General features: G+C 39.7%; 12 protein-coding genes. 8 read left to right on the forward strand and 4 right to left on the reverse strand.

What is annotated here, in order from left to right; translation table 11 throughout:
* Positions 1 to 77 precede the first annotated feature (77 nt).
* Both E4N80_RS03390 and E4N80_RS03395 read left to right on the forward strand, forming a co-directional pair.
* Entirely contained in the window at positions 78 to 2,858 is a 2,781-nt protein-coding gene (locus E4N80_RS03390) for an FG-GAP repeat domain-containing protein (protein WP_253700445.1), read from the forward strand.
* Complete coding sequence (locus E4N80_RS03395) at positions 2,855 to 3,919, forward strand: tetratricopeptide repeat protein (protein ID WP_253700447.1); 1,065 nt, start codon at positions 2,855 to 2,857, stop codon at positions 3,917 to 3,919. Before E4N80_RS03390 ends, E4N80_RS03395 begins: the two co-directional genes overlap by 4 nt.
* Positions 3,920 to 3,987: 68 nt before the next feature.
* On the opposite strand, the gene E4N80_RS03400 is transcribed toward E4N80_RS03395, so the two are convergent.
* From E4N80_RS03400 to E4N80_RS03415, 4 genes are all read right to left on the reverse strand, one after another.
* Positions 3,988 to 4,746: a hypothetical protein gene (locus E4N80_RS03400; RefSeq protein WP_253700449.1), complete on the reverse strand. Its 759-nt coding sequence runs from the start codon at positions 4,744 to 4,746 to the stop codon at positions 3,988 to 3,990.
* A gap of 104 nt (positions 4,747 to 4,850) precedes the next feature.
* Positions 4,851 to 5,054, reverse strand: coding sequence for a hypothetical protein (locus E4N80_RS03405; RefSeq protein ID WP_253700451.1), 204 nt, complete (start codon positions 5,052 to 5,054; stop codon positions 4,851 to 4,853).
* A gap of 189 nt (positions 5,055 to 5,243) precedes the next feature.
* The gene (locus E4N80_RS03410; protein WP_253700453.1) at positions 5,244 to 5,648 is read right to left on the reverse strand and encodes a HEPN domain-containing protein; all 405 of its coding nucleotides are present in this window, start codon (positions 5,646 to 5,648) and stop codon (positions 5,244 to 5,246) included.
* Positions 5,638 to 5,952, reverse strand: coding sequence for a nucleotidyltransferase family protein (locus E4N80_RS03415; RefSeq protein WP_002688821.1), 315 nt, complete (start codon positions 5,950 to 5,952; stop codon positions 5,638 to 5,640). The genes E4N80_RS03410 and E4N80_RS03415 overlap by 11 nt, the downstream gene beginning before the upstream one ends.
* 476 nt (positions 5,953 to 6,428) lie before the next feature.
* Here E4N80_RS03415 and E4N80_RS03420 point away from each other — a divergent pair, with 476 nt between their 5' ends.
* From E4N80_RS03420 to E4N80_RS03445, 6 genes are all read left to right on the forward strand, one after another.
* Positions 6,429 to 9,665 (forward strand): InlB B-repeat-containing protein, encoded by a 3,237-nt coding sequence (locus E4N80_RS03420; protein ID WP_253700455.1) that lies wholly within the window; start codon positions 6,429 to 6,431, stop codon positions 9,663 to 9,665.
* Between the two features lie 69 nt (positions 9,666 to 9,734).
* A complete protein-coding gene (locus tag E4N80_RS03425; RefSeq protein WP_253700457.1) occupies positions 9,735 to 9,878 on the forward strand; it encodes a hypothetical protein in 144 nt (47 codons plus the stop codon).
* Positions 9,879 to 10,002: 124 nt separating this feature from the next.
* On the forward strand, positions 10,003 to 10,806 hold the full coding sequence (locus E4N80_RS03430) for an Rpn family recombination-promoting nuclease/putative transposase (RefSeq protein WP_253700459.1): 804 nt from the start codon (positions 10,003 to 10,005) through the stop codon (positions 10,804 to 10,806).
* A 212-nt stretch (positions 10,807 to 11,018) separates the two neighbouring features.
* Positions 11,019 to 13,748, forward strand: a complete 2,730-nt coding sequence (locus E4N80_RS03435; protein ID WP_253700461.1) for a valine--tRNA ligase — start codon at positions 11,019 to 11,021, stop codon at positions 13,746 to 13,748.
* A 45-nt stretch (positions 13,749 to 13,793) separates the two neighbouring features.
* Positions 13,794 to 14,723, forward strand: a complete 930-nt coding sequence (locus E4N80_RS03440) for a helix-turn-helix transcriptional regulator (protein ID WP_253700463.1) — start codon at positions 13,794 to 13,796, stop codon at positions 14,721 to 14,723.
* 171 nt (positions 14,724 to 14,894) lie between these two features.
* Positions 14,895 to 15,647, forward strand: coding sequence for a coiled-coil domain-containing protein (locus tag E4N80_RS03445; RefSeq protein ID WP_253700465.1), 753 nt, complete (start codon positions 14,895 to 14,897; stop codon positions 15,645 to 15,647).
* The last annotated feature ends 117 nt before the right edge of the window (positions 15,648 to 15,764 follow it).

A 15,764-nucleotide genomic window follows, 5' to 3' on the forward strand; every position in this document is an offset into this window, starting at 1 on the left:
TATTCGTTCTTACCGTGCTTGATTTTTTGCTTCTTTAGTTCTATAATAGTAAATACAATTGAATCTGGAGAATTTAGATGAGCGATAATCCCGAAACCGTATTAGATCAAAAAAATGATGAAGCCGTTGTTGTAGAAAATAATGTTTTAGAAAATGATAACGAAGCTTCCTTGGAAGAAAAGAAAAGCCCCGAACAAAAAGAAGTAAAAGTCAAAAAAAAGCGCGGTGTTTTCTTTAAAATCGGAATGACTTTTTTGGTCATTGTACTTGTACTGCTTTTACCTGTTGCAGGTTTTCTTATTTATTCTGCAATTGACGGTATAAATCCTATAGAATATCTACCTGAAGGGCATTATGCCTATGTAAACATAGATTCTGCAGGGGAACTTTTACAAAAAACTCTTTCAATGCAGACCCTTGATTCGGTTTTAAACTCGCCTGAAACCGCTCAGTTGCAGGGAACTATCCGTTCTTTTAGAGCCTCTCCAATGCTGAGTTCATGGTGGTTTGGCTCTGCCTCAAATATCAGTTTAGACATAGCTGCCTATCCCAACGGTAGTTTCTTGATTTTTGCTAAATTGGGCTTCCGTTCGGCAGGAACAAGGCTTTTACCCTTTATTTTAAAATTTAAACCTGACTTATTGGCTGACTTAAAAGAGCTTAAGCCGGTTGACGAAAACGGTATAAGTTTTTGGCAGTATGATTTGGGCGGCGGTCAAGCTGTATATTTCTTAAATTATAAGGATTCCGTAATTGCTTCTACATCCAAAGATTTATTTTTTTCGGCTCTATCTAAAAAGCATGAAGATGAACACATTAAAACCTTGCGTAAATTTATTAAAGAAAAGAAGGGCGGAACTTTAAGCATATTAAGCGATGTAAATTATTTTACCAAGGATACGCCCAAAGACGATTCCATAAGCAATAATGTTGTGCGGGCCCTTAAATTTCCGGAAAATGCAAAGATAGATCTTAGTTTGGATTATAAAGATATAAACCTTTCAGGGCTTTGTAAGTGGGAAACCGAATCCGAGGGCTTAAATACTATTCTTCAAAGACAAGCCTTTATTCCGGGAATATTGAACAGGCTCCCGAAATCCGCCGACTATATCAGTTTAATAAACATGGGGGACCCCCAATTTTTATTCCAAAACGGAAAAGATATTTTAGGTTCATCTATATTACAATCCTATAATTCTGCAAATAAGGCAGCCAAATTTGTTTTTAATAAGAGCATCGATGACTTGCTTTTTTCGTGGATGGGCGAAGAGATAGGTGTTTTTGAAGTAAAACAATCAGATGTTCCTATCTTTTTTGTTTCCTTAAAAGACGAAAAACTATGCAGGCAAGCCTTCGAATTAATCTATACCTCATTTTTTGTAAACAGAAATATCTCGGCTCTTGTTGACGGCATAAGAATACCGCGTATAGAATTTCCCGATATTTTAACAGGGCTTTTACGGGCCTTTAAGGTTGAGCTTCCCACTCCTTTTTATGTTATTGAAGGCGGCTATCTTTATCTTTCGCAGAGTGCCGAAGCTCTAGCCTCTACATTAAATGATGTAAAAAGAGGCGACTTGCTTGTAAAAACCGAAAACTGGAAAAACATAACAAAATCTTTTTCTCCCGAAACCTCCGTCTTTGTTTATTATAATTTGGAAAATCAGGTTCCTTCTTTTTTAAGAACAAATCAGGTTTTACAATCAGTATTAAAAGGTTTCGGACGGGGTCTGATCTCAATCCGGTTTGAAAAAGAAAGAACCGTTAAATTTGAAGTTTATGCCCAAAAAACCGAGGCTCATTCCTTGGGAGAGCTTTCCGCCTTTCCATTCGAATTTAATTCAAAGTTGAGCTCATACATCTATTGCGGAAAGGGAACAAACAATGTGCCATTTGCTTATTGGGTAAGCGGTGCGAACCTATATGCCCTAAATTTAGCCGATAAACAATTAAAGTCGATTAAACTCGATGATAAGGCTTATTTAAACCTCGATATTAAAAAAGGTATTGTGGATTCCGTTTGGGCCGTATCTGCCAGAGGAACCGTCTACAAAACGGATTACAATCTGGAAGTGTCCTCAGGCTTTCCTATTTTAACAGGAGAAAAATTAAGTTCTTCTCCGGCGATTATACAGGACAAGATAGTTGTTCCGGTTGCAAATAAGCCCGTTCTTTTATATGTAGACAGCTCAGCTTCCTTTTATTATTCGGATGAAATGAATACGCGTTTAAAGACCGCTCCTTCAGTGTACGGTAATTTTATTACGGCTATTCCCCGTTCTTTTGACAGCTACATGTATATTTTTGACGATAAGGGAAAAATTATTTCGGGTTATCCCAAAGAGCTTGACGGTATTTCGGCGGTTCAGCCTATTCTATATAAAAATAATACTTACGAAGCTGTCTTAACGGAGCAGGGCTTGTTCTCTCTTAAGCCTTCACTTATGCAGGGAAAAGAGGGAGAGGTTTATTCCATAGACCTTAACAGCTCTTGTAAAACTCAACCCGTTTATTCCGAAAAGCTAAAAATGTTTTTTTTGATTACCGATAACGGCTTTTTATATAAGATAGATACCGAGTGTAATATAATCGATAAGATTTCTTTAAAGCAAAAAAATGCATCCGATTATCTTATTACGCTTATCGATCTTGATTCGGACGGTTATGATGATGTGCTTGTTTCGGGGGGAGGAAATTCCATATATGCTTATAGTGCTAACCTTTCCCCCATAAACGGTTTTCCTGTTGCAGGAACGGGAATTCCTTATCTAATCGATGTAGACGGAAACGGCCGGCCTGAACTGATAACCTGCGGTATAGATAACCGCATTCATTCTTATACGGGAGTTTCAAAATGAAAAATAAATTTTTGATTTTGCTGCTTTGTGTTTTGATGGTTTTTGTATCTTGTTCAACAATACAAAAAGATTCGATTTATTCTACTACATTATCTCAAGATAATATTCGGAATGTAGAACATATTGAAATTAACATAGTCAGGCAGTACAGGGAAAACAATCAAGAAAAAATTGAAGAGATAAAAAAGGATTTAAATGCTCTTTTAGCCTCTCCTTCATCGGATAGATCCTATCTTGCCTTTGTATATGCCCTTTATGCCGATTACTTTTTACTAAACAGGGACAAGGTTTCTGCCAAAAAAATGCTTAAAACTGCGGAAAGCTATAATCCTCACGAAGAATACGTGCATTTGGTAAAATCGCGCTTAACCGACAAGCTTGAAGACAAAAAAGATTATTTGATTTCGATGATTAAATTGAATCCGAGGGCATACAGGCTGCAATCGGAGCTGGGCTTTGTCTATTACCTTTTGGAAGATTATACCGGGGCGCTTGTTGCCTTTGATGCTTCCTTGGATTTTTTAAATGAAGAGTACGGTCTTCTTTACGGTGAAAAGAGGGAGTACTGCCGCAAATTCTATAAGGTGGATTCGGATGTTAAGAACTCTACGGCTCAAATTTTAACTCAAAGTAAGATAAGCTTAATAGATATGACAACCCTTACTCAGGATAATACCCATGCCCTTGATTCAATTACGGGTACGGCTTTTTGGCGGCCTGCAATGCTTGCAGACAGGCTAAAGGCTGCAGGCTGGTATGACGATTCGGTCAATATTTCAAAAGGAAAGGCAACAAGGAAGGATGCAGCTCTTTTTTTGTGGCACCTCCTTATAGGTAATGACAATGAAGCCCTCACTCAATACAGCCGCCAATATGTCTATAGCGGAAAATCGAGCCCCATAAAGGATGTTGCCATCGACGGAGTTTTCTTTGATGCAATCATAGGCTTGGTAGAAGAAGATATAATTCCCCTGATTGACGGCCGGCTCTTTGTGCCTGACGGGGATGTTTCCGGTCTTGATTTTTATGAATGGCTGAAAAAAGCCGACGGTTTGAGATAAAATCAACAAGCCCGGCGCGAGCGTCAAGTGCCGGTTTGTAAATTGCCGATAGCGTTTATCGATTATTTTTACTCAATTTTATACTGCAGCAGCAAAATTCTCAAATCTTCTTTGTTTGTTACACCGAAAAGACGGCATGCTGCTGCCATATCTTTTTTTACAACCGAAGTGCTTACATGATATTCGGCAGCAAGCTCTTCGTATGTTTTTCCGCCGTTGACCGTACCTTGAATAAAAAACTTTTGCCGATCCGAAATGCCGTAGTCCGACAAGCATAAGGCTGAACCCTTAGCAGGGAGCGGAATTTCCGGACTAATAACTTCTTCAACAGGTAAAAGAAAGGATAGCTTTGATTCCAGTTTTTTATAAAGACAGACCAGAAGCCCGAAGTGAAAAAAAGTAAGTGCAATTTCGAATATCGCCATTTTTATATTAAACGAAAAATAAATACCTATCGTAATGAGTATCCAGTACAAACAGAGTGCTGCGATCTTTTCTTTATAGCGGGTTTTAAAATCTCCGTTTACAAAAACCATAACGCAGCCTGCAGTAAAAAGGAGGGTGCCTATGCCGACAAAACCCATATGAGCGGTAACCCCGCCTTCGATAAAAAACAATAGATACGTAATCATTTTACAGCCCGGTTTTATAAACAAAAAGACACACAAACAGGCGGCAACCGCATTAACGGCAACATCAATCCACCGTACAACCAAAATGAACCCTGCAAGAGGAATTTGAGTGGTAATATTAAGCACGAGTGCAACACACAACGCAAAAAAAGCGGATGCATACATAATACGGTTTACGGTAAAAAATTCTCTCATAACATAAATAGTATAAAAAAATACGCTATAAAATGCAAGTAGACGCTTTTCAATTTTTAATTGGTAATGGGTAATTGGCAATGGGTAATTGGTTACTGCACTTTCTAAAGTTTTTCGATTTCTTCTTTAGAAAGACCGGTCATCTTTTGTATAAAGGAAATCTCACAATTTTCCTCTTTCATTAGTTTTGCCGTTTCAAGCTTTGTTTGGTATGTGCCTTTTTCTTCACCTTGGGCAAAAGCTATTTGTCTTTCTTCAGATCTCTGCACTGCGATGTCTGTATCATAATCGTATTCAGCTACTAACATGTTTATTACCTCCCTTTTGCAAATATACGGGCATCTGCTGCGTCACACGGCAAAAAAGTGTCCTCGACGTATACCCGATACGCCTGCGGTACTTTTTTGCCTAACTCCTTGCATCTGCTCCGCCTATTTGCAAAAGTGCTTATACTATATAACCGCCACGGATGGCGCTGATTTCATGCCTTACGAGTTTTAACTTCTGCAGGTTTTAATTTGCCCTTTGCACCAGTCTACAACAATATCCATATCGGAGAGAGCTTTTCGGGTAATATCTTCGTCAATATCGGGATATTGCGGATAGCGGAAAGTCGCGGCAAATGGGGTCAAATCATCGCTTGCATTTTTAACGGAAAGAGGAACTGAAAAAAAAGGTTCTAGTTTTTTAAGGAGAATAATTAAGTCATGTATTTTAATAACTTCAATTTCCTTTAGAATAAACAATGCTTTAATAGCTTTTTCGGCAGCCTGCTGACAGTGAAAACAAATTATTTCCAATGGTTTGGGGTGCATTATTTTAAAAAGATGACGGGCGGTGCTCATATCCATTTCAACAAACCGGAGCCATTCATTTACATCATGTTCAAGGTCATTTTTCATATACTAATATTCCTTCAGTTGAAACCGTTTTTTCCAGTGTGGGCCTTTTTATGCGCTCATCAAAGTTTAATACATCGTTTACAATTACATCGCAAGGGGTTGTTCTGCAGTTACGAATAGCCCGATATGCTTTTTGAGAAAGTAAAATCGGATTACCGCTTTTTTCGTCTACAACCACATAAAAATCGTAGTCGCTTGTTTCGGTTTCTTCGTTGCGTGCATAGGAGCCGAAAAGATAAATGCGTGCGGGGTCGAGAGCTTCTTTTATTTTTTCCGTTATTTGTTTGATTTCTTCCGTTATCATCGGTTATATTATACACAAAAAATAGGACATTTGCAACGGAGAAAAACACAACAATGCCGTAAATTTCAAGTTGTTCCATTCTTGCGATGTTTTGCCGCAAGGCAAAACTCGAAGCTCGATTAAAAAATATACCTCCTGTATATTTTTTAATCACGAGTTTTAGGCTTTTTGCCTAAAACATCGTATGCTTAAACCACCCGCCATCCATGGCGGGAAAAACACGGATGTACAATTCTTCAGCGGCACGGATGCCGCCGGTTCCACGCCTTACGAGTTTTTTGCGTAAGCAAAAACACTCGAAGCTGAAAAATGTACAAGGATGTACATTTTTCAGCTAGTAACCAAAGTTCTTTTTCGGTAACTTTGGTTCTTTTTAGCTATAGACCGCTTAAAAATATAGAAAAAATATTAAAATCGTAGTATTATAAGGAGAATTTATTAAATGGAGATAATTGTTAGTTGGGGGGAGTTATTATATGAAAAATTTGAGAACACATGGTAAAAAGAAGATTCAAGGGGCGTTTATCATAGCGGCAGTTGCCGTAATTGTACTTTTTACAGCTTGTCAACAATTTCTGGACAATCCGGAAGATTTTTTAAGCTATTGGGCAGGCGAGGTTTTTATCAAAGACCATAGCATAAGTTCGGCACATAGGCCGGATAAAGCGGGTGTGCCGTGTGTCGGCTCTTCGGAGCCCGTAAATATTACGCTCTCAGTGCATAACCCGAAAGGCTTTTCGTTTGTTATGCCGACTTCTTTGGAACCTGCGGGCATTGTCGAATTTAAAGAACTTTCTCCTAAGCCTGAGGTAGGAACCCACTATAAACTGGAGCGAACCGGTTCCGGCACGCTGAAGCTTACATATAAAAAAGAGTTCTTAGAAAAATACGAACAAGGTTCAGGCAGTTTAAACCCGACTATCACCCTTAAAGCTAAAGACGGCAGAGTATTCAAGAAAACCTACACCTTCGGCATAAAATCGAACACTCCGCCGCCTGCACCTAAAGATATCGTAATTGCAAAGACAAACACGTCTCCTTCGAAGTACGTGCTCTGCCTTAAATTCGATTCCGATGAAATGAGAAGAAAGATAGGCAACACCGACAAACCGGTACACAATGATATTGCAAACATTACAATAAAGAAGGACTCATCAAACAACGACTCATCCTATGATCTTTCATACAAAGGTGACAATTTGGACTTTCAAATACCTGCTGGAGACTCGTTTACCACGCACGGGTCCGTAGCTAAATTAACCGAAGACATACCGCAATCACAAGCTAAGTGGGTTTTATACTACAAAACGAACATAATAATAGCAAACGGTAACGATCTTACAACGTACTATATAACCTTGAGCGACCGGGAAGGCGTTACTTCGGATGAGGCTGTCGCAAGGATAGAAGCAAGCGGTCCGACTCACACTGTAACATTCAGCGTAGCAGGCGGAGAGGGAGAACTGAAGGGGACTTGCAACGGTCAGAACAAAATAGCTCAAAACAGCGGTGGTGAGGTAAAGCTTGAGAACGTTCCGCATGGGGCGCAGGTAACCTTTACCGCAACGCCCACAGATCCAACCCAATACAAGGTTGGAAACTGGACTTGTACACCTTCGACAGACTTTACAGGAACAAGCGGAAGCCAGACTGCCACGCTTACCGTAAAGGCAGATACAACTGTAACCGTACAATTTGTAGAGCTTAATGCCCTAACTCCGACTGAGCTTAAAATACACGGGCAAAACGCTTTGGGCGGTTCCGTTACACTGCCTTATACCGTAGTAAATCAAGTGGCGAAAAGCGATATAAGTCTTGCGTTTAGCGGATACCCGAGTATTCCGTTTACCGTAATACCGCAATTGCCGCTTACCTTACAGCCGGGAGAGACTAAAAGCATTACCATAAACGTTGCGGCAAGTCCGGGAAATTATCTTGCGTGGTCAAAAATGGTCAGCATAACCCGATCAAAAAATGACGTTGCAAACTTAAAGAGCTTTAAACTTAACGGAGAAACCAAAACAGTTCCTTTTGCGGGCGAATACACGGTAGCTTCCGGTACGGCAACAGTAACGGACTTTACCTTTGATACTGCCAGCACGGGAGCAACGGCAAGCGTAAGTCCTCAAGGAAACGTAAACATACACGCAGATACGGGAAAAAGTTTTACCATCACGGTAAAAGCTCAAGACGGTACTGTAACGCAGAACGTAATATTTACCGTAAAACGCCAAAAATACAACGTAAACTACAGCGTAGCGGGCGGAAACGGAAAGATTAAAGCCGGTTCAGGCACTCTGACAACAAACGGCAACACTCAAGTTGCATACAACGGAAGCGTAACCTTTACCGCTCATCCCGATCCCGGCTGGGAAGTAGACAGCTGGAAAGTTGACGGCAGCACAGTATCAGGTCAAACGGGTACAACCTATACCCTTTCCAACGTAACCGGCGATAAAACCGTAACGGTCAAGTTTAAACCGGGCGTATTCGATTTAGCAGGCGGCCCCGATGCGTGGAAGCGCCTTAAAAAAGAAGTTGAAAAAACGGAAGGCGCCCATACCATCACTATCAGCGGGGAAATAACGGCAACGAACGACCCGGGCAATAACGGAAAAATTAGTATCCGCAGAGAACTTATTATCAAGAGCAGCGGCTCTTCCGCCTCTTTGAATGCAAACAACCTGTCGGGTATTTTTGATGTGAACAACAAGCTCACCCTTGAAAATATAACGCTTAAAAACGGCACAGAGCCCGGAAACCGCACAGGCGCCGGCGCATACGTAAACAGCACGCTCATTATGAAAGGCTCAAGCGCTATCACCAACTGCTCGGCGCACAAAGGCGGCGGCGTATACGTAAACAACGGTACGCTCATTATGCAAGACTCAAGCACTATCTCCAGCTGCACGGCGACCGATAAGGGCAGCGGCGTATACGTAGCCGGCACATTCGAGATGAAAGGCAATGCAAGAGTGAATACAAACAACGACGTCTATTTGGAAAGCGGCAAAAGCATTACCGTAACCGGCTCATTGAGCCACCACCCCGCCGCACGGATAACGCCTAACAACTATACCAACGGCAGAGTCCTTGCAACGGGGGCTGCCGAAAAAGCGAACTTTAAGGTAACACCTCAAGACGGCAATAAATACTGGCGGTTCAAAAAGCAGGGCGGTGAAGTAAAGTTTGTACCGGCAAAACTGAAGGTTACCTTTAATAAAATAAAATGCGTAGAAGTGGAAGACGCCAGTTCTGAGGCCGAATATTATTGGACGATGAAGGTTGGCAAGTATGTGATAGCCGAACGTCCAAGCAACAGTGTATGGGATGCCAAAAAAGGTCATATATATGAATTTATCGAAAATGGTGAATATAACAAGTATTTTAACTGGGATTTCAGCTACTTTCCTATAAGTGAAATACCGGATATAAATACCACACCGAAAAATTACATCCCGGTATATATCAACATCATGGAATATGACAAATCCGACCCCGATGATCATATCGGTACGACCAAGGCACATCTGACCTATGATTATGACAATGATCAATGGAAATGGGAATATGACGGTTCGCAGTCTCACGGAAACCAAGAAAGCAATCCCCATATTACGATAGGCGACGGCGGTGAAGAAATATTTACGGAAGAATACCGCACTAACGACGGCGACACCGATGTTACGATTACGATAAGCTGGAAAGAGTAATGCAATTGGTAATTTGGTTTAATGTATAATTAATAAAGTATAATTAATAATTGTTAATGGAGAATTGATGTGAAGAAAAATTATGTAAAAACAGCACTTTGTGTGCCGGTGTTTTTGTGGATTATGGGAGCTTCCGTTCTTTTTGCCCAAGAGGTAAAAGCGGTTAAATTAAAAAAACCGCTAAGGCCGCAAAGTTCGCAAAGAGGAAAGTAAACAATACTTCAAACAAAGCTCCCCTTAAATTCCTTTGCGCTCTTAGTGCCCCTTGCGGTTAAATTAAAAAACTGCTCTTTTAAAATCCTTTGACCTGTGGTATAATGTATGTGGAGGTTAAAAAGTGCGTAAAAGTTTTGACGATTTAACCATAGCCGATGACTTTATGTTCTGCAAAATCATGCAAGATGAAGCCATTTGCAAACAATTCCTTGAAATGGTTTTAGCCGGCAAGATAGGGAAGATTACCTACTTGTCATCTCAAAATTCAATAGCTGCAGGCATTGAAGCAAAATCCGTACGCTTAGATATCCTTGTCAAAGACGAAAACGGAAAATCCTACGACATCGAAATGCAGGTTGCAAACGAATACAATATCCCAAAACGAATGAGATATTATCAGGCAGCTCTCGATATTTCCTTTTTAGACAAAGGCCTTCACTACAAAACCTTAAACGACAGCTACATTATTTTTGTGTGTTTGTTTGACGTGATAGGAAAAGGCAAACCGCTTTACATGTTTGAAAACATTTGCCTTGAAGACAGGCAAACACTCTTACAAGACGGGGCAAAAAAAGTTATAATCAATGCACAAGCATTCAGCAAAGCCGAAGATATAGAACTAAAAGGCTTTTTGGAATATATTAAAACAGGTGCGGCAAATACCGAATACACAGGGAGGATAGAAACGATGATAGAGGCAGTAAAACATAACGAACAGGCACGCAAAGAATACCGCATAATGTCGGCATTTGAAATGGACGCCCGGGAAGAGGGCATACAACAAGGCATACAGCAAGGTTTTTCCGACGGCTCATACAAAAAAGCTCTTGAAACGGCAAAATTGATGAAACATGCGAATTGTGAACTTGATTTTATTATGCAGATGACCGGCCTCAGTAAAGAAGAAGTGGAAGCGATTAATTAATTGGTAATGGATAATGGGTAATTTAAGAAAATTACACATTACAAATTACCAATTAAAAATTACTTATCGGGAGAATTGATAACCTATTATCAATTAAAGCGTAGTTTCCAAAGAGGTGTCCATTTTCCCCTTCCCCTAATCTGTCCCACTTGAAAACTTAGCTTTTTCATATTATAATCCTTCCTCGTATTTTAAAACGATTGGAGAAAACAATGAGCGAAAAATTGCAGGCGATTGAATTGGAAAAATCTTATAATCCTAAAGAATTTGAAGAGCGTATTTATTCCTTTTGGGAAGCCAATAAGTGCTTTAGCCCGATAAAAAAGAAAAACGCAAAAAATACATTTACTGTCGTCATTCCTCCGCCCAATGTTACGGGCGTTCTCCATGTAGGCCATGCCCTCGATGAAACCTTGCAGGACGTAATTGTCCGCTATCACCGCATGAAAGGGGACGAAACCCTCTGGATTCCCGGAACCGATCATGCAGGTATTGCCACTCAATCCGTTGTAGAAAAAAAACTGAAGGCCGAAGGCAAAAACCGCCGTGACCTCGGACGGGACGCTTTTATCGAAAAGGTATGGGAAGTTAAAAATGAACATCACTCGATTATAACAAAGCAGCTCCGCAAAATGGGAGTTTCGGTCGATTGGGATAGGGAACGCTTTACCTTAGATGAGGGGCTTTCTCAAGCTGTAAGGGAGGTCTTTGTTTCTTTATATGAACAGGGGCTAATCTATCAGGGCAATTACCTTGTAAACTGGTGCCCTTCATGCGGTACGGCAATTTCGGATGATGAGGTTGAACATGAAGACCGAAAGGGCGGCATGTACCATATTTATTATAAATTGGCAGACGGGGCGGTTTTACAAAATGAAGCAGGCGAAAAAATACAAGAAATAGAAATTGCAACTACCCGCCCCGAGACCCTTTTGGGAGATACCGCCATAGCCGTTCATCCCGAAGACCCCCGCTATGCATCCATCGTAGGAAAAGAAGTAATTCTGCCTCTCGCAAATAGGAAGATTCCTGTAATTGCCGATTCCTATGTCGATAAAGAATTCGGAACGGGTGTTGTAAAGATAACTCCTGCCCATGACCCCAATGACTGGGAGGTAGGTAAAAGGCATAATCTTCCGGTTCTAAATATCTTAAACCCTGACGGAACATTAAACGATGCAGTTCCCGAAAAATACCGAGGCCTTTCAACGGAAAAAGCACGCAAGGCCGTTATCGAAGATTTGGAAGCTCTGGGACTTTTTAAAAATGAAGAAAAAATAAAGCACGCAGTAGGCTGCTGTTACCGCTGTCATACAAGTATAGAGCCTTATGTTTCAAAACAATGGTTTGTAAAAATGCAGCCCTTGGCTCAAAAAGCCTTAGATGCATGGAAAAAAGGCGATGTTGTTTTTTATCCTCAAAAATGGGAAAACACCTATGCTCACTGGATGAACAATATCCGCGACTGGTGTATTTCCCGTCAGCTTTGGTGGGGGCACCGCATTCCTGTTTGGTATTGTGCCGATTGCGGAAAAACTATCGTAAGCCGCACGGATATTACGGAATGTCCTCACTGTAAGTCAAAAAACATAAAGCAGGATGAGGATGTTTTAGACACTTGGTTTTCAAGTTGGCTTTGGCCTTTTTCAACCCTCGGCTGGCCCGAAAAGACCGAAGACCTCGCACGCTTTTTTCCGACATCGGCCCTTGTTACAGGACACGATATAATTTTCTTTTGGGTAGCAAGAATGATAATGGCCTCCTTGCAGTTTACGGGCAAGGCTCCTTTTAAAGATATTTTTATTCACGGTTTGGTTCGGGATAAACAAGGCCGCAAGATGAGTAAGAGCTTGGGAAACGGTATTGACCCTCTTGTAGCTATCGAAGAGTTTGGGGCTGATGCTATGAAGTTCACCCTTACCTTTATGTGCGGTTCTCAAAGTCAGGACTTTTTAATCGACATGGAAAGTTTTAAGCTCGGCTCGAAATTTGCAAACAAGGTTTGGAACGCTTCCCGATATATTTTAGGAAACCTTGCAGGCAGAACTATTGTGACTGTCAGACGGGACGGCGGTCTAAACGGCTTAAAAGAACTTGACCGCTGGATTTATCATGAACTAAACGAAGCGGCTCAAACGGTTCGCTCAAGCCTTGATTCTTACCGTTATAATGAAGCCGCTCAAAAGGTTTACGAATTCTTTTGGAATAATTTTTGTGATTGGTATGTTGAAGGTACTAAACTTTCTTTTAAGTACGGAGACGAAAAAGAGAAGGATAGGGCGGCTTCGGTACTTCTTGCAGTCTTGGAAGAATCCTTACGCCTGCTTCATCCGTTTTTAGCCTTTGTTACCGAAGAGATTTATTCAAAGCTGCCCGGCAATTGTGCTGAAGGCGCCTTGCCTCGTGCCAAGATTTTAATGACTTCAGATTACCCCGAAGAAAAAAAAGAACGCATAGATGAGGCCGCTTCTATCCGTTTTAGAACCTTGCAGGAAATTGTCCGCAATATTAGAGCCTTACGGGCCGAATGCGGCATAGACCCTCAGTTAAAGCTTAAGGTTTCTCTTTATATTGAGAAAAACTCTCCTGCGGAAGCTGCCCGTGAAAATTCCGAAATAATAGAAATGCTTTCAGGCCTTTCCGGTTTAAACTTTATCGATTCTCTTAAAGAAAAACCTGCCTCTTCAATCGGTGTAGTAGGGGCGGGCTTTGAGGCTTTTTTGATAACGGGAGATTCAATAGATATCGATCAATTAAAAAAGCGTTTTGAAAAAGAGCTTGAAAAAAATGAACAAAATGCTTCAAAGATAGACTCTAAGCTCAAAAACGAAAACTTTGTTAAAAACGCTCCTCCCGAAGTCATCGAAGGCGAAAAAGAAAAACACGCCGAGTTTTTAAGGCGTATCGAAAAATTAAAAGGTTATTTGGAAGGGATGAGGTAGATAGCCGTTTGACTTTTTTGAAAGGGTAGTTTGCATATTTAGAAAATGAAACTTGAACGCATCCTCGAAATAATTATATACTTATTAAACCATGAAAAGGTTTCCGCAAAATATTTGGCAGAGTATTTTGATGTGTCGGTCAGGACTATTCAGCGTGATATGGTAAGCATAGCCGAAGCCGGTATACCCGTATATACCTTGGGAGGAAGGTACGGCGGCTATGCCGTTTTGGAAAATTATAAAATAAAAAACATCAACATCAAAAACAGCGAACAGCAAATTATTATAAGCGCTTTGGAAAGTCTTGCTACTTCATATACAAATGACAAGCTCAATTCCTTAATCGAAAAATACAATGCCATTATCGAAAAAGAGGGCGGGCAAAAAGTTTTTTGGGATTTTAGCGTTACAAAAGAAAATAAAAAGGTGCAAGATTCCAATATGCTTTTGGAAAAAGCCATCGGCGGTAAGAACTATATCGTTTTCGATTACCGCAATTCCGAAGGAAAAACTTCGCATGTTTGTGCGGAGCCACTTGCAATTCATTATAAATGGTATGCATGGTATTTGTTTGCATACCTTAAAGAAACAAAAGAGTATCGAACCTTTAAAGTTGCTCGGATGCAAAACCTGGTCATCTCAAAAGAAAAATCATTTATAAAACACGGCGACATACAACAAAGAATGAAAGAAGCCGAGCTAGCGTATTATAAAACCTGCATCGATATAGAAATCATTTTTTCCGAAAAAGAAATTCCGCTCATCGAAGAATACTTTCCCGACTCCATTATCGAAAAACTGCCGTCTCAAAAATGTAAAACCCATATTCATGTTCCTGCAAAAGAACGGCTATGGAAGGCCTTACTCCTTAGCTTCGGAGATGCTGTAACCGTCGTTTCTCCTAAAGATTATAAAGAAGAGCTTATAAAAACCGCTAAAACTTTTTTATCTAATTACGACAAAAATCTTCTTTGAACCCTGTGTTTTGCTGAAAATAAATAAAAAAGTACTTTTTTTAGATTTTTATATTGACATAATAGGAAAACTATGAGACAATTACAAAAACTGGAAATACTTAATTCTTTTATTTTATGGTAGACACTTACCGTAAAAATCATTTTTTTCATTTTTCATAGGAGGAAAATTATGAAAAAAAAGATAATACTAATATTTGTAATACTTTTATTTTTTATGTTGTTTTTTGTAAATTTGAATGCTGAAGAACAACTGCTCGTGTTATATCCTGATTCCAGTGATGTCAATTTATTTAATTTATATGAGATTTTGTATAAAGATCTTACTGAAAACTGGTTAGAACCGTATATGAAAGCGAAAACGGAAATTGAGAAAGCAGAGACAGAAAAGAAACGGGCAGAGCGTGAGTTGAGTAAAGCAAAGTCGGAGAAACAACGAGTCGAACAAGAATTTAAAAAAGCAGAAGCAGAAAAAAAACGGGCAGAGCAGGAATTTGCAAAGGCTCTTATCGAAATTGAGGCTCAAAAAAATATGAAATTGTCTTTAGGTAGTATTAATAATATTCTAAAAAACTACCATACATTAACTTCTAAATTGGATAAAACCGACTGGTCTTTCTTTTTTAAGAATAAAAACATTAAAGATATTTTACAGACATTGGAAAATGATTCGCTTCCGGCTGAGGTTACATCTATTTTTTTAGAATTGAAACTTGATGTAAAAAAGACTGCTTTACAATTAGCTGTTTTACAATATTGTTTTTTTGTACTAAAATGTGAAAAAACATTTGGGGATAAAATAAAAGAAACAGATCAACCTTCAATAATGTCTGAAATAAGAAAAGCAATAAGTATACAGGATTTTAGATTGGTAGAAAAAAATTATTATAATATTGAACGAATTTTAGATGCTGCTAAAGAATAAAATATAGATTTTTTCTAAAACTCTAATTGATCTTTCCCATATAATCTTTAGCTCCATAATGAAAAACTTAAACCTTGTACCTGCCAAAGAGTATCTGGCGGAGCTTATACAAATTTC

The organism is Treponema denticola (assembly GCF_024181605.1).
Lineage (GTDB): Bacteria > Spirochaetota > Spirochaetia > Treponematales > Treponemataceae > Treponema_B > Treponema_B denticola_B.

Excerpts from the sequence above, each read along its gene's own strand:
- E4N80_RS03390 (WP_253700445.1), top strand. The coding sequence starts at position 78 with ATGAGCGATAATCCCGAAACCGTATTAGATCAAAAAAATGATGAAGCC.
- E4N80_RS03395 (WP_253700447.1), top strand. The coding sequence starts at position 2,855 with ATGAAAAATAAATTTTTGATTTTGCTGCTTTGTGTTTTGATGGTTTTT.
- E4N80_RS03400 (WP_253700449.1), bottom strand. The coding sequence starts at position 4,746 with ATGAGAGAATTTTTTACCGTAAACCGTATTATGTATGCATCCGCTTTT.
- E4N80_RS03405 (WP_253700451.1), bottom strand. The coding sequence starts at position 5,054 with ATGTTAGTAGCTGAATACGATTATGATACAGACATCGCAGTGCAGAGA.
- E4N80_RS03410 (WP_253700453.1), bottom strand. The coding sequence starts at position 5,648 with ATGAAAAATGACCTTGAACATGATGTAAATGAATGGCTCCGGTTTGTT.
- E4N80_RS03415 (WP_002688821.1), bottom strand. The coding sequence starts at position 5,952 with ATGATAACGGAAGAAATCAAACAAATAACGGAAAAAATAAAAGAAGCT.
- E4N80_RS03420 (WP_253700455.1), top strand. The coding sequence starts at position 6,429 with ATGAAAAATTTGAGAACACATGGTAAAAAGAAGATTCAAGGGGCGTTT.
- E4N80_RS03435 (WP_253700461.1), top strand. The coding sequence starts at position 11,019 with ATGAGCGAAAAATTGCAGGCGATTGAATTGGAAAAATCTTATAATCCT.
- E4N80_RS03440 (WP_253700463.1), top strand. The coding sequence starts at position 13,794 with ATGAAACTTGAACGCATCCTCGAAATAATTATATACTTATTAAACCAT.
- E4N80_RS03445 (WP_253700465.1), top strand. The coding sequence starts at position 14,895 with ATGAAAAAAAAGATAATACTAATATTTGTAATACTTTTATTTTTTATG.